12 protein-coding genes are annotated in these 13499 nt (G+C 39.3%); 2 read left to right on the top strand and 10 right to left on the bottom strand.

Going from position 1 to position 13499, the window contains the following annotated elements:
- Nucleotides 1-31: 31 nt before the first annotated feature.
- Complete coding sequence (locus tag BLR83_RS02280; protein ID WP_074560043.1) at nt 32-997, bottom strand: thiamine pyrophosphate-dependent dehydrogenase E1 component subunit alpha; 966 nt, start codon at nt 995-997, stop codon at nt 32-34.
- A 356-nt stretch (nt 998-1353) separates the two neighbouring features.
- On the opposite strand from BLR83_RS02280, the gene BLR83_RS02275 reads away from it, so the two are divergent.
- Nucleotides 1354-1968: a TVP38/TMEM64 family protein gene (locus BLR83_RS02275; RefSeq protein ID WP_074560042.1), complete on the top strand. Its 615-nt coding sequence runs from the start codon at nt 1354-1356 to the stop codon at nt 1966-1968.
- 114 nt (nt 1969-2082) lie between these two features.
- A complete protein-coding gene (locus BLR83_RS02270) occupies nt 2083-3540 on the top strand; it encodes an alpha-amylase (protein ID WP_074560040.1) in 1458 nt (485 codons plus the stop codon).
- A 77-nt stretch (nt 3541-3617) separates the two neighbouring features.
- Here BLR83_RS02270 and BLR83_RS02265 read toward each other — a convergent pair whose 3' ends face one another.
- From BLR83_RS02265 to BLR83_RS02225, 9 genes are all read right to left on the bottom strand, one after another.
- Nucleotides 3618-5354: an ABC transporter ATP-binding protein gene (locus BLR83_RS02265; protein ID WP_074560039.1), complete on the bottom strand. Its 1737-nt coding sequence runs from the start codon at nt 5352-5354 to the stop codon at nt 3618-3620.
- 3 nt (nt 5355-5357) lie between these two features.
- Complete coding sequence (locus BLR83_RS02260; RefSeq protein WP_074560037.1) at nt 5358-7082, bottom strand: ABC transporter ATP-binding protein; 1725 nt, start codon at nt 7080-7082, stop codon at nt 5358-5360.
- Between the two features lie 45 nt (nt 7083-7127).
- Complete coding sequence (locus BLR83_RS02255) at nt 7128-7730, bottom strand: lysozyme family protein (protein ID WP_074560035.1); 603 nt, start codon at nt 7728-7730, stop codon at nt 7128-7130.
- A complete protein-coding gene (locus tag BLR83_RS02250) occupies nt 7730-8707 on the bottom strand; it encodes a nucleoid-associated protein (protein WP_074560033.1) in 978 nt (325 codons plus the stop codon). The genes BLR83_RS02255 and BLR83_RS02250 overlap by 1 nt, the downstream gene beginning before the upstream one ends.
- A 41-nt stretch (nt 8708-8748) precedes the next feature.
- Nucleotides 8749-9999: a serine hydroxymethyltransferase gene (glyA, locus tag BLR83_RS02245; RefSeq protein WP_074560031.1), complete on the bottom strand. Its 1251-nt coding sequence runs from the start codon at nt 9997-9999 to the stop codon at nt 8749-8751.
- A gap of 83 nt (nt 10000-10082) precedes the next feature.
- Complete coding sequence (locus BLR83_RS02240) at nt 10083-10682, bottom strand: L-threonylcarbamoyladenylate synthase (RefSeq protein WP_074560029.1); 600 nt, start codon at nt 10680-10682, stop codon at nt 10083-10085.
- Entirely contained in the window at nt 10675-11505 is an 831-nt protein-coding gene (prmC, locus tag BLR83_RS02235) for a peptide chain release factor N(5)-glutamine methyltransferase (RefSeq protein ID WP_074560027.1), read from the bottom strand. The genes BLR83_RS02240 and prmC overlap by 8 nt, the downstream gene beginning before the upstream one ends.
- Nucleotides 11505-12584: a peptide chain release factor 1 gene (gene prfA, locus BLR83_RS02230; RefSeq protein ID WP_039696959.1), complete on the bottom strand. Its 1080-nt coding sequence runs from the start codon at nt 12582-12584 to the stop codon at nt 11505-11507. The genes prmC and prfA overlap by 1 nt, the downstream gene beginning before the upstream one ends.
- A 36-nt stretch (nt 12585-12620) precedes the next feature.
- Nucleotides 12621-13202 (bottom strand): thymidine kinase, encoded by a 582-nt coding sequence (locus tag BLR83_RS02225; protein WP_039696960.1) that lies wholly within the window; start codon nt 13200-13202, stop codon nt 12621-12623.
- Nucleotides 13203-13499 lie beyond the last annotated feature (297 nt).

Below are 13499 nucleotides of genomic sequence, written 5' to 3'. Positions count from 1 at the left end.
TATTTTTCTCCTCTGTTAAATGAAAAGCCGCTTAGTCAACCCAGACATCTTCAAAAGCGACCGACAGATCTGGTTCAGGACTATTTTTAGCAAATTCATAAGCCTCATCGACTTCTTTAACCACTTGAGCATCAATGGCATCGAGCTCAGTAGCACTTACTAGCTCATGTTCTGTCAGATAGTCACGGAATTTGACAAGCGGATCTTTTTTCTTCCACTCATCCACCTCTTCTTTGCTGCGATATTTTCCAGCATCGGCTGTTGAATGTCCGAACCAACGGTAGGATTCCACCTCAACAATCGCAGGGCCATTACCAGAACGCACATGCTCAACTGCTTTGCCCATTGTCTCGTAAACTGCTAAAACATCATTGCCATCCTCACAATAAAATCCAGGAATGCCATAAGCTTCAGCTCGCGTATAAAGGTGAGGTGTATTTGTCGCATACTTGATATTCATCGAAATCCCGTAGCGATTATTGATGATGTAAAAAATCACGGGGAGTTTCCAAGTAGCTGCTAAGTTGACTGATTCATGAAAAGAACCTTCATTGGTTGCCCCGTCTCCAGAAAAAGCCACAACGATATTGCCAGTTTTTTGATAATCTTGTGTAATAGCTGCGCCAACAGCAAGGGCATAACCACCACCAACAATTCCATTCGTGCCGTAATTGCCTTTTTCAAAATCAGCCAAGTGCATAGAACCACCACGACCTTTGGACACACCCGTTGCTTTTCCAGCAAGCTCGGCCATCATTTTGTTCAAATCCATGTCTTTGGCAATGCTTTGCCCGTGCCCACGGTGATTTGAAAAAATAATATCATCGTAAGATAAATGAGCAATCGCTCCAACACTAGCCGCCTCTTCTCCAACAGAAAAGTGTGTCATTCCTTGGACAAAGCCACGACGGACTAGCTTATTGATTCGCATATCAAATTCGCGAATGCGCTGCATCTTCAGATACATCTCCATATATTGTTCTTGAGACAAAGTCATCTTTTGCCCTCCAATTATCTTTTTCGTAGTCCATTCATCATATGATAATATCCAGCAAATCACAAATTATTTAACCGCTTTTTTGCAAACGCTTAGAACCAAATTAAAAAAGCGCCTGACGCGCCTAGAGTTGACAGCATTTCTAAATTTTTCCCAATTCAAGTAAAAAAGCAAGTGGCCGGGAAAACCACTTGCTTCGGAGTTATATGAAAAGTTTTTAGGATGATTATATTATATGATTTTCTTTATTAAGCTGCATCCGTCTTAAGACCTATTTTCATTTTTTAGGCATTTCTTTAAACGTATTGACTTATCTGCAAAAAGTTTTACAATGATAGCAACAAAGAAAGAATCAGATGGGGGATTTGTTTTTGTTTCAACACTATAAAATTATTCAACGCTTAATTCATATCCTGTCAGCTCTTATCTTTATCATTTCGTGTGCCTGTATTTTCTGGTTATATCAGCATGGTTATCTGACCAATCAGGAAAAAATTCAAGCACTCATCGGTCAAGATAAAGTCTGGGGAGCAATCATGTTCACCATCTTCCAGATGATGCAAGTTGTCGTTCCAATCGTTCCAGCAAGTCTGACCATGATGCTTGCTGTTATGACTTTTCATCCTCTTGTTGGTGTTTTGACAAGTTGTATCGGAATTATTATTGGGACAATGATTTTATTTTTGCTAACGCGTTGGTACGGTAAGCGATTTTGCCTTCTTTTCATCAAAGAAGCCACACTAAAAAAATACGAATCCTTGATTGCTGGACACAAATCTTTTACTGTGATTTTCATCATCTGTATGCTCTTACCATTTGCGCCCGCAGACTTATTAGTTATGCTAGCCGCCCTTAGTAACATGCCATTTAAAACCTTCGCTAGAATCATTGTCTGCTGCAAGCCCGTCTCAATTATTGGTCACATTTTGCTGCTTTTTTATGGTGGTGAATGGGTCATTCATATCATTTAAGTTCTGGGAATTTTTCTTAGAACTTTTTAGTTATTTTACAGCGCAAACGTTTGCATTATTTGAGCTTTCTGCTAAAATAAAAGAAAAAAGTCTTTCTCTTTGAGGTACTCAATCATGACTAATGAAACTTTGATGCAATACTTTGAATGGTATTTACCAAATGACGGCAAACACTGGAAACGCTTGGCAGCTGACGCTTCTGCTCTTGCCCAAAAAGGCATCACCAAAATTTGGATGCCTCCTGCTTTTAAGGCAACACATGATGGCGATGTGGGCTATGGCGTCTATGACCTTTTTGACTTAGGTGAATTTAACCAAAAAGGAACGGTTCGAACAAAATATGGAACCAAGACTGACTATCTTGAAGCTATTTCAGCTCTTAAATGTAACGGTATCAAACCCTTAGCCGACGTCATTTTAAATCACAAGGCTGCTGCTGACCACACCGAAACCTTTAAGGTAGTTGAAGTTGCTCCTGAAGATCGGACAAAAGTTCTCAGTCAGCCTTTTGAAATTGAAGGTTGGACAAATTTTACCTTTGATGGTCGCCACCATGCCTACAACGACTTTGAATGGCATTGGTACCACTTTACTGGCACAGACTATGATGTCAGAACTGGAAAAACTGGCATTTTCCAAATTCAAGGAGACAACAAAGGTTGGGCAAACCAAGACTTGGTTGACGGTGAAAATGGGAATTACGACTACCTCATGTATGCCGACCTAGATTTCAAACATCCAGAAGTCATCAAAAATATCTACGATTGGGCTGATTGGTTTGTTGAAACAACAGGAATATGTGGTTTTCGTCTAGATGCCATTAAGCACATCGACTCTTTCTTCATGGGAAATTTCATCCGTGATATGAAAGCTAAGCACGGTGATGACTTTTATGTTTTTGGTGAATTTTGGAACGGTGATGAAAAGTCAAATAATGATTACCTAGCAAGTACTGATTATCGATTTGATTTGGTCGATGTTCGCCTCCACCAAAATCTTTTTGAAGCAAGTAAAGCCAAGGAAACTTATGATTTACGTCAGATTTTTGAGCAAACATTAGTGAAAAATCATCCAGATTCTGCTGTTACGTTTGTTGATAATCATGATACCCAACGTGGTCAGGCACTAGAATCAACTGTCGAAGAATGGTTTAAACCAGCAGCCTACGCCCTCATTTTGCTTCGTCAAACAGGACTTCCTTGCATTTTTTACGGAGACTATTACGGCATTTCAGGTCAATTTGCTCAGAAAAATTTCCAAGATGACATTGATAAATTGCTTGAACTTAGAAAAAACGCCGTTTATGGTCAAGAAATGGATTACTTTGACCAAGCTAACTGTATAGGCTGGACTTGCCTTGGTGATGACAAACACCCAACTGCTCTTGCCGTTGTTATCAGTAATAGCAAAGCTACATCAAAGCGCATGTTTGTTGGTGAAAAATGGGCTGGTAAATTGTTCACTGATGCTCTTGGCAACCAAGCTGCGCATGTCCAAATCGATGAGCAAGGCTATGGTGATTTCCTAGTCGGTGAAAAATCAGTCAGCGCTTGGATACCACTAGCAAAATAATGATATAAAAAAAAGCGATTAGAAAGTGTTTCTAATCGCTTTTTACGTATTTATATTTATGTAACAAAACAAATGTTCTATCCAGCTTGTGCTGTTTGCATTTGATAATAAACGCCTTGTTTTGTCATTAGCTCGTCATGGGTACCGTATTCTACGATGTCACCATCAACCATTACTAAGATACAATCGGCTGATTGAATCGTTGACAAACGGTGAGCGATAATAAAGCTTGTACGACCTTTCATCAATTTTTCAAAGGCCTCTTGAACAAGGATTTCTGTACGAGTATCGATAGATGATGTCGCTTCGTCCAAAATCAAGATTTTTGGTAATTTCACAAAAATACGAGCAATAGTCAAAAGCTGACGTTGACCTTGTGACAATGACGCTCCCGCATCAGACAAGTATGTGTCATAACCATTTGGCAACTGACGAATGAAGAAATCTGCGTTGGCTGCTTTTGCTGCTGCAATCACTTCTTCACGTGTAGCTTCTGGGTTACCATAAGCAATGTTATCGTGGATTGTTCCAACTTTTAACCAAGTCTCTTGTAGAACCATACCAATTTGTTGGCGGAGCTCTTCAACTGAATAATCAGCCATTGACACGCCATCAAGGTAAATCGCACCCTTATCCACTTCATAGAAACGCATTAAAAGATTAATCAAGGTTGATTTACCAGCACCAGTTGGTCCAACGATAGCAACTTTTGAAGCAGCTGGTATTGAAAGATTCAAATGATTAATCAAGGTTTTCTGTGGTGTGTAACCAAATGACACATCTTTAAACTCAATTTGACCTTGAATCTTATCAGCATCAAGCTGAGCTTTTACTGGAAGTGGCTCGTATTCTTCATCTAAAATGTCGTAAAGACGTTCTGCACAGGCAATAGCACCTTGCAATTCAGACAAGACTGATGAAATATCATTGAATGGTTTGGTATATTGAGTGACGTAATTCAAGAAAGTTGTCAATTGACCAACGGTAAAGGCACCAGACATGATACGAAGAGCTCCGACACCAGCAAGCAAAGCGTAAATCAAACTATTGATAAAACGTGTTGATGGGTTAACCGTTGATGAATAGAAAATAGCACCTTGCGAATAGTCCGCATAAGTATCGTTGATGTCTGTGAAAGTATCAATCGCTGCTTCTTGCGCATTAAAGACATGCAAAAGACTTTCTTGACGAATCATTTCTTCGATATACTGCGTTTGGCGACCACGAGATTTGGTTTGTTTTTGATACAAATGATAGCTCTTATTAGCAATAAATCGTGCCAAGAAAAGAGACAATGGTGTTAAAACAAGCACCAAACCAAGCATCAATAAGTCAATATCAGCCATTGTCACGATTGTAATGATGATGGTTAAAACACCAATGAAAAATTGGTTAAAGACCATCAAGAGACCATTACTTAATTGCTCCGCGTCAGTTGTGACACGACTGACCAAATCACCAGAGCTTTTCTTATCCAAATAAGAAATCGGCATTTGGTTCAATTTTGCCATAACTCTTTGACGAAGATCATAGATATAACCAAAGGTCAAACGATTGTAAATCAAAGGATTCAACCACTGAACCAAGGTATTTAGACCAATGACAATCGCCATTTTCGTGATTATCGGGATAATCAAGGTCAATGATTTTGGTGATAACACCACGTCAACTGCATTACCAATTAGGACAGGAAGGTAAACCGTTAGAGCAACTTGAGCAATTGTTCCAAGAGTCGCTCCAATCACAAGTCCTTTTTGAGAAAGAAGTTCTTTAAACAAACGACGGCTTGTATCAGATTGTTTTCTAGCTTTCATCTTCTAGTCCTCCTTTCCTTTTTGGTGTTGTGAGTAATGGATATCTCGGTAAAGTTCATTAGTTGCAAGCAATTCATCGTGACTTGCAAATCCTAGTTGATGTCCCTTATCCAAAAGCAAAATCTTATCAGCAGCCTTCAAACTATTAGTACGTTGTGAAATCAAAATCAAAGTTGTATCACTTAACTGCTCATGAATAGCTGTCAATAATTTTGATTCTGTCAAGTAATCAAGAGCTGACGTTGAATCATCCAAAATAAGAAGCGGAGCTTTTTGAACAATGGCACGCGCAATAGTCAAACGTTGACGTTGCCCACCAGAAAAATTACGTCCAAAAGCTTCGACGGTTGCATCAAGCTGTCCTTCTTTTTCAGAAACAAAGTCACTAGCCTGTGCAATATCCAAAGCTTTCCAAAGCGTCTCGTCACTCACGTCACCCTTCATTCCTAGAGTCAAGTTTGAGCGAATTGTCCCTTGGAAAAGCTCAGCTTTTTGCGGCACCACATTGACCCATGAGCGCCACTCACCTAAGGTTTTAGGTGATTTTTGATTTTGGAAAATAGCTAAGCTACCTTCCTGAGGCGTGTAGAGGTGTGTAAGGAGTTCAACTAAGGTTGATTTCCCTGAACCAGTTCCTCCGATAACCCCTAAAAAGTAACCTGGATTTAGTTTAAAATCAATATGTGATAGTGATGGTTCTGCTGCTGTTGGATAGGTAAAGCTCATATCCTTCACGCTGACCGCAAAATCAGATGTCATTTCTTCAAGCTCAGTCGCCAAGTCTTCAGACTCTTTTTCAAAAACTTCTGTGATACGTTTGGCACTGATAAAGGATTGGTTAAGTGAGGTTACAAGCATTGTCATTTTAAGCAATTCAGTCAAAATTTGCAAAAGATAGTTAACCAAAGCAATCAACATCCCTTGAGAAAGAAGACCTTTACCAATTTGCATATTTCCTTGCCAAATGACAAGAATCAAAGTGCTGTTTACCACAAGGTAAGTCAAAGGCGTTACTAAACTTGATAAGCGCCCTGCTTTTAATTGCAAGTCAGTGTAATTTTGGTTAGCAGCCGCAAATTCTCTTTCTTCCTTGTCCACTTGACCAAAAGCTCGAATAACACGAACCCCTTCCAACTGCTGACGTGTCATGTTAACAATCTTATCAGTCGCACGACGAATGCTAGCATAGATTGGATTCAAAAGATGTGACATGGTAAAGACAATCACAAATAAAATGGCAACCATGACCAAAAAGTCGATAGTCATCTTAGGACTGATATTAAAAGCCATGATAATGGCACCAAAGACAATAATCGGTGCGCGTAGGAAAAGACGCAAGAATTGGTTAATTCCTGTCTGGATTTGGTAAGTATCGCTAGTTAAGCGTGTTACCAAACTTGAAGTAGTCAGTTTATCACGATCTTCCTTACTCAAGCCCATGATTTTTTTAAACAAATCCTTGGTCAGCTGACGCGTATAGCCAACTGCGGCTTTTGAAGAAAAGTATTGTGCGGTAATCGCCACAATGACACCGACAACAGCAAATAAGAACAAAAGCCCAATCATCAAAACAAGATTCATCTTGTTATTGCTTGGAATAATCGTATCAACGATTCGTGCAATGATAATAGGAACTAATAATTCAAAAGATGCTTCAAACAATTTGAAAAGGGGACCTAAGATAGTCTCTTTAAGGTACCCTTTGAAATAACGACTTAAATATTTCATATTTCCCTTTTTCAATAGAGATACTAAACTCTAAACCTTACTATTTTAAAATAAGCTCATCAATTCAATCAAATACAAATTAAAATGAACTTCACGCGAGTAGTAAATATTACCACCATTTCGATATAGCTGTCCACCTGAAATCAAAGCCAGAGGATGATAGTAAAAATAAGATTCACCAGTCGTGTTACCAAGACTTGGCGCTACTACGTCGCGTGAATAAGTTTTAGCTAAAGCAACTGTATTTTTACTACCATGCTTTGCAACATAATCAATATAAGATGTTCCAAAGTTATAAGCTTGAACAGCTGTCCAAACATCTACTCCTGCCTCATGAGCTAAAGAAAGATTTTCTGAAAGGACTGTAACTCCTTGGCGAATACTCGTTTTACTATCAGTGATGGAATTGGCAACGCCGTCTGAGCTTTCGCTAGATTGCATAACGTCGCCATCATTTCCCTTCGTTTCTGTGTAAATCATTGCCAAGACCAACTCAACGTTGGCTGTGGTGTCATTATCGTCTAAAATCTCTTTAACCATGCTTTTATACTGCAACACATTATGAACATTTTCATGAGTGACATAAGCTTGGTAGCCACAGAAAATGACAAATGCCAGTACAATCAGGCGTTTTAAGAACTTAAACATTATTTATTTTGAATATCCTCTATATTTTTAATCAAGATGGAATAGGTTCCATTTGGATTTTGAATAAATTCAACCGATTCTGCGTCTTCATAAACATTATTAGGAACAATTAATTGAATACCATTTGACAGTGACAATTTTTGATTCTCTAATTTTTTCGTTTGGCGCGAATGGTCAATGTCTGAGACCTGAATTGGCTCTGGGATGCTCTCTTTCAACTCATCAACAAAGGTCAAACGAGCTGTTAAATTATTGTCAAAGAGTTGGTCCGCAAGTTTTTCAGGTGATAATTCTTGCTCTTCTTCCAAGTTTTTGTGAATGGCTGCTTTCATTTTTGATTGGAAAGCAAAATCGTCTTGTTGGAAGTTTTCAGCAATTTTTTGAGCAGCTTGTTCCACCATTTTAATCGATTTTTTGACCGACTGTTCAGGCTGAACTTGCAATAGATTTTCTGAAAAATAGTTGGCAAAACTACCATTGTGCTTAATGCGTTTTTCAATCAAGTAATAATGATGGTTAGCACGATTAATCACCAAGGCTTCATCTGGTGTTTGAGCCGCAGACGGATAGTTATTTTGTGTGATTTTAATCGGACTTTCACTGTCACTTGAGATATGCGTGAAATTTTCCCTTAAAGCCACACGAAGAAAAGCAAAATGCTCAACACCGTCTTTGTCAAATTGGATGAAGACCAAATCATTTGTCTTTTGATTATCAGAAATGACAAATTCTTCTTTCCAAAGCTGCGCAATTTTAACAGATGATGCCATCAAATCATCACTCAAATAACTAAGAAAGACATTGTCTTCTGAGAACGTTCCACGTTTGGCTTCATCTGAGAAAACTTTGCTTAATTTTTTACGAAAATACTCATCAATACGCGGCGTAATCGTCAGCAACTGATCTGACAAAATCAATTCCGTATCATTTGGCGTAAATTGATGAATAACAATGCGTTTAATATACAAATCAATCATGGTTAAGTCTGTCTGAACACTTAAAGGTGCTCAGCTGTTCGTTAATAGAGTGGGAAAGCATCTGTCAATGCTTTAACCTCACGACGAACCTCCTCTAAAATAGTTTCGTTTTGATAATTTTCAAGAGTTTTTACAATCAATTCAGCAATAAGGCGTGATTCTTTTTCGCCCATGCCACGACTGGTAATGGCTGGTGAGCCAATGCGAATACCAGATGTCTTAAACGGTGACAAGGTTTCAAATGGAATTGAATTCTTATTGAGCGTAATGTTAACAGACTCAAGAATAGTTTGTGCCAATTTCCCATTTTCAACCACTTTAGTTACATCAACCAAAAAGACGTGGTTGTCTGTACCACCTGAAATGACACGGAAATCAGAGTGTTGATTAAAGACATCAGCCATGGCAGCGGCATTTTTAATCACTTGTTGACCGTATTCTTTAAAAGCTGGGTCCAAGGCTTCTTTTAAAGCGACAGCTTTTCCAGCAATCACATGCATCAGTGGACCACCTTGGAGACCTGGGAAGACCGCAGAATTAATTTTCTTGGCGATAGCTTCATCATTTGTCAAAATGAGTCCACCACGAGGTCCGCGAAGAGTTTTGTGAGTGGTTGTCGTTGTCACATGAGCATATGGAACTGGACTTGGGTGATGACCAGATGCCACAAGACCAGCAATGTGTGCCATATCAACCATTAGGTAAGCACCAACGCTGTCTGCAATCTCGCGGAATCTCGGAAAATCAATAATACGTGAATAAGCTGACGCCCCAGCAACGATTAATTTAGGTCTGACTTCTTTAGCCAAATCCGCTAATTTATCATAATCGATGCGTTCTGTAACTGGGTCAACTGAATAAGAGACAAAGTGATATGTTTTTCCTGAAAAGCTGACTGATGCCCCATGAGTCAAGTGGCCACCTGCTGCCAAATCCATCCCAAGGACAGTATCACCTGGTTGGATTAAAGCCATATAGGCTGCGGCATTAGCTTGACTTCCTGAGTGCGGTTGGACATTAGCAAACTTAGCACCAAACAATTCTTTGGCACGTTCGATAGCCAAATTTTCAACCACGTCCACACAATCAGTACCGCCATAATAACGCTTGCCAGGATAACCTTCGGCGTATTTATTTGTCAGTACTGTTCCTTGAGCTGCCATAACAGCTTTAGAAACCACATTTTCAGAGGCAATGAGTTCAATATTATTTTGTTGACGAACTTCTTCAGCGTGGATAGCTTGCCAAAGTTCGGTGTCAAATGCTTCGTAATTTTCCTTGTCAAAAATCATATCCTTATCTCCCTTTTGATAAGATCAAGTCACAATCTTTTCTCGATTGTAAAAGCCGAAACAGTATCAAATAAATTCCAAATCTAATCTTTTGCAAACATCAACTCAGGGACACGCGCCAACAAATCTTCTTTTGTAATAGCTCCCTGACGTAAGATTCGTGCAAAATCACCAGACAAATCCAAAATTGTCGAGTCAACACCAGTGATGGCAGCATCGTCAGCCAGCCCTTCAACTGAGTTGCCAAACTGCTTCTGGATTTGCGCAAAAACTTTGCCGCTTTCTTGACCAGAAATATTGGCTGACGGTCCAATTAGAGGACCAGTCTCTTTGATAAGCGCCAAAGTCTGCGGGTGTTTTGGAATTCTAAAACCAATTGTTGATAAGCCAGAATTGATCCAAGCTGGCACGCGGTCATTTGCCTGTAAAATAATCGTTAACGGTCCAGGTAAAAAGGCGTCATAAAGATCTTTAAGATAAGTTGGCTGATGCTTTGAAAAAGCTAAAATCGTCTCATAATCTGCCACATTCAGATTCATGGCTTTGTCTTTAGGACGACGTTTTAAGTGATACACATGTTCAACTGCTTCTTCATTCATGGCTTGTGCAAAAAGCCCATAAACGGTTTCTGTCGGCAAAATCACCGCACCGCCCGTTTGAAGTATTTCTTCCAAATTAGCCATTATCCATCACGACCATTCTATCTTTACCAAATATGTCTTCTAAGACACGGACACGTTTTTGTGGAAAATGTTTGCTAAGCAAAGCCCGCAAACCATCTCCTTGCTTGTAGCCAATTTCAAAATAAAGTTTTCCATTTTCTGATAAATGCTCAGCAGCACCTTCGATAATTTGACGGTAAATGGCAAAACCATCCTCGTCCGCAAAAAGCGCCAAGTGAGGTTCAGAAGCAAGAACATTCACCCCAACTTCATCCTTATCATCATAGGCAATATAAGGCGGGTTTGAAATAATCACATCAAAAGTCCCTGTAATCTGGCTGAAAACATCTGATTCCACAAAATCAAGCGTCACTTGATTGAGCTTGCTGTTTTCTTTTGCTAATTGCAGAGCACCTTGCGAAATATCTGATGCTGTGACATGCCAGTCAGGGCGCGCAGACTTAAGTGAAATGGCAATAGCTCCGCTGCCTGTTCCAATATCTAAAACACGCAAATCAGCTTTGCTATTTTCCTTTAACACTAAGTCAACTAATTCTTCCGTCTCAGGTCGCGGAATCAAGACACGCTCATCAACCGCAAGCTCCAAATCACGAAAGTAAGCTTTTCCAGTGATATACTGCGGTGAGCGATGGTCTCTTAGTTGAGTCATGATTGACTCAAGGAGCTGCTGATCTGATTCAGTCACTTCTTTATTTTGATGTAAGATGAAATCAAGAAGACTCCAGCCTTTTAACTCACGAAAAACGTAAGTGAGGTTTTCTGGATCTTCTCCAATTTCTTGTAAGTTTTTTTCTAGTTGGCTGATTGTTTCAGCGTAGTTCATTATTTATTTAACTCTTCTAGTTTCTTAGTTTGATCAAAAAGAATAAGTGCATCAATCACTTCATCCAATTTACCTGACAAAATGCTGTCAAGTTTTTGCAATGTCAAACCAATACGGTGGTCTGTCACACGGTTTTGTGGGAAGTTATATGTACGGATACGTTCTGAACGGTCACCAGTACCAACTGTTGATTTACGTTCAGCATCTTGTTCGTCTTGAGCGATTTGAGCAAAGTGGTCCGCAACACGCGCACGAATGACTTTCATGGCTTTATCACGGTTTTTTTGTTGTGTACGTTCTTCTTGCATTTCAACTTTGATACCAGTTGGAATGTGGACCATACGAACGGCTGTCGCAACTTTATTGACGTTTTGTCCACCAGCACCTGATGCGTGGTAAATATCTACACGCAAGTCTTTTGGATCGATTTCATATTCAACTTCTTCAACTTCAGGCATGACAAGAACTGTCGCTGTAGATGTGTGGACACGACCTTGGCTTTCTGTAACAGGGACACGTTGCACACGGTGAGCACCTGATTCGTATTTCAATTTAGAATAAACTGATTGACCTGAAACCATGACAACAACTTCTTTGATACCACCGACACCGTTGTAAGAAGCTTCCATGACGTCAAATTTCCAACCTTGGCTTTCAGCGTATTTTTGGTACATTTGAAGAAGGTCGCCAGCAAAGAGGGCTGCTTCATCACCACCAGCAGCACCGCGGATTTCCAAGATGATGTTTTTATCATCGTTAGGATCTTTTGGTAAAAGAAGGATTTTAAGTTTTTCTTCGTAATCTTCTTTTGCTGCTTTTGATTCTTTAAGTTCTTCTTTTGCCATTTCTTCAAGTTCTGGATCGCCACCAGCATCTTTAATCATTTCTTCGGCATCTTCGATGTTTTGAAGAACTTTTTTGTATTCACGGTAAACGGCTACTGTTTCACGTGTGCTTGCTTCTTCTTTTGACAAAGCCATGAAACGTTTTGTATCACTAACGACATCTGGGTCACTTAGTAATTCTCCTAATTCCTCATAACGGTCTTCGACCGCTTGTAGCTGATCATAAATGTTCATGTGTGTTTGTTATCCTCTCTCTTACAAATTCATTTCTTATTTTTCAGTTGAAATCATGGGATTAAAATAGTGTTTACGGCAAACGGGGATGTAAGTTTCATTTCCACCAATTTGAATTTGGTCTCCCTCATAAACCGGTTTTCCATTTTCAGTTCGCAAAACCATTGTGGCTTTTTTCGAGCAAAACTGGCAAATGGTTTTAATTTCATCAATTTTATCTGCTAAAAGCAGCAGGTATTTTGAACCTTCGAATAATTCATTCTGAAAATCATTTTTTAACCCAAAAGCCATCACAGGGACTTCTAGTTCATCAACCACACGAGCTAATTCGTAGACATGCTTTTTCGTTAAAAACTGACATTCATCAATAAGAACACAATAAGGTTTTTCTGGAAGAGCTTTGACGTAAGCAAAAACATCCATCTCATTAGTAATTGCAATAGCTTCACGGCGCATACCAATACGACTAGAAACAATACCATAACCATCACGAGTATCAAGTGCTGAAGTCATGATGACAACAGGTTTTCCTTGTTCTTCATAGTTATGGGCTACTTTTAAAATTTCAATGGTCTTACCAGAATTCATGGTTCCATATTTATAATAGAGTTGAGCCAAAAGTGACATTCCTACCTTCTACTAATATTCTACTATTCTACCATAAAATCGCTCATGGATAAACAAGAAGAACAAGCAATTTAGCCAGCCAAAGCCGTCCTCTCCCCACCGTTCTTGGCATTTGACCGATTAAAAAAAGCTAGAGGCAAAAACTGCTCTAGCTTTCATCACTTAATGTGATATCGGTAACCAACACTATTAAATAACAAATCAACGCACTAAAGAGCGACCAAAACGTCACTCCTTGTGCTGTTAAGTTGTTAATGCTTACTAAAAATTATAACACAGCAAGTCATG

Origin of the sequence: Streptococcus equinus, from assembly GCF_900101445.1 — a bacterium.
GTDB classification, from domain to species: domain Bacteria; phylum Bacillota; class Bacilli; order Lactobacillales; family Streptococcaceae; genus Streptococcus; species Streptococcus equinus_B.
This window is presented reverse-complemented; position numbering and strand designations above follow the sequence as displayed.

Coding starts and splice junctions, on each gene's coding strand:
- BLR83_RS02280 (WP_074560043.1), bottom strand. CDS start 997: ATGACTTTGTCTCAAGAACAATATATGGAGATGTATCTGAAGATGCAG.
- BLR83_RS02275 (WP_074560042.1), top strand. CDS start 1,354: ATGGGGGATTTGTTTTTGTTTCAACACTATAAAATTATTCAACGCTTA.
- BLR83_RS02270 (WP_074560040.1), top strand. CDS start 2,083: ATGACTAATGAAACTTTGATGCAATACTTTGAATGGTATTTACCAAAT.
- BLR83_RS02265 (WP_074560039.1), bottom strand. CDS start 5,354: ATGAAAGCTAGAAAACAATCTGATACAAGCCGTCGTTTGTTTAAAGAA.
- BLR83_RS02260 (WP_074560037.1), bottom strand. CDS start 7,082: ATGAAATATTTAAGTCGTTATTTCAAAGGGTACCTTAAAGAGACTATC.
- BLR83_RS02255 (WP_074560035.1), bottom strand. CDS start 7,730: ATGTTTAAGTTCTTAAAACGCCTGATTGTACTGGCATTTGTCATTTTC.
- BLR83_RS02250 (WP_074560033.1), bottom strand. CDS start 8,707: ATGATTGATTTGTATATTAAACGCATTGTTATTCATCAATTTACGCCA.
- glyA (WP_074560031.1), bottom strand. CDS start 9,999: ATGATTTTTGACAAGGAAAATTACGAAGCATTTGACACCGAACTTTGG.
- BLR83_RS02240 (WP_074560029.1), bottom strand. CDS start 10,682: ATGGCTAATTTGGAAGAAATACTTCAAACGGGCGGTGCGGTGATTTTG.
- prmC (WP_074560027.1), bottom strand. CDS start 11,505: ATGAACTACGCTGAAACAATCAGCCAACTAGAAAAAAACTTACAAGAA.
- prfA (WP_039696959.1), bottom strand. CDS start 12,584: ATGAACATTTATGATCAGCTACAAGCGGTCGAAGACCGTTATGAGGAA.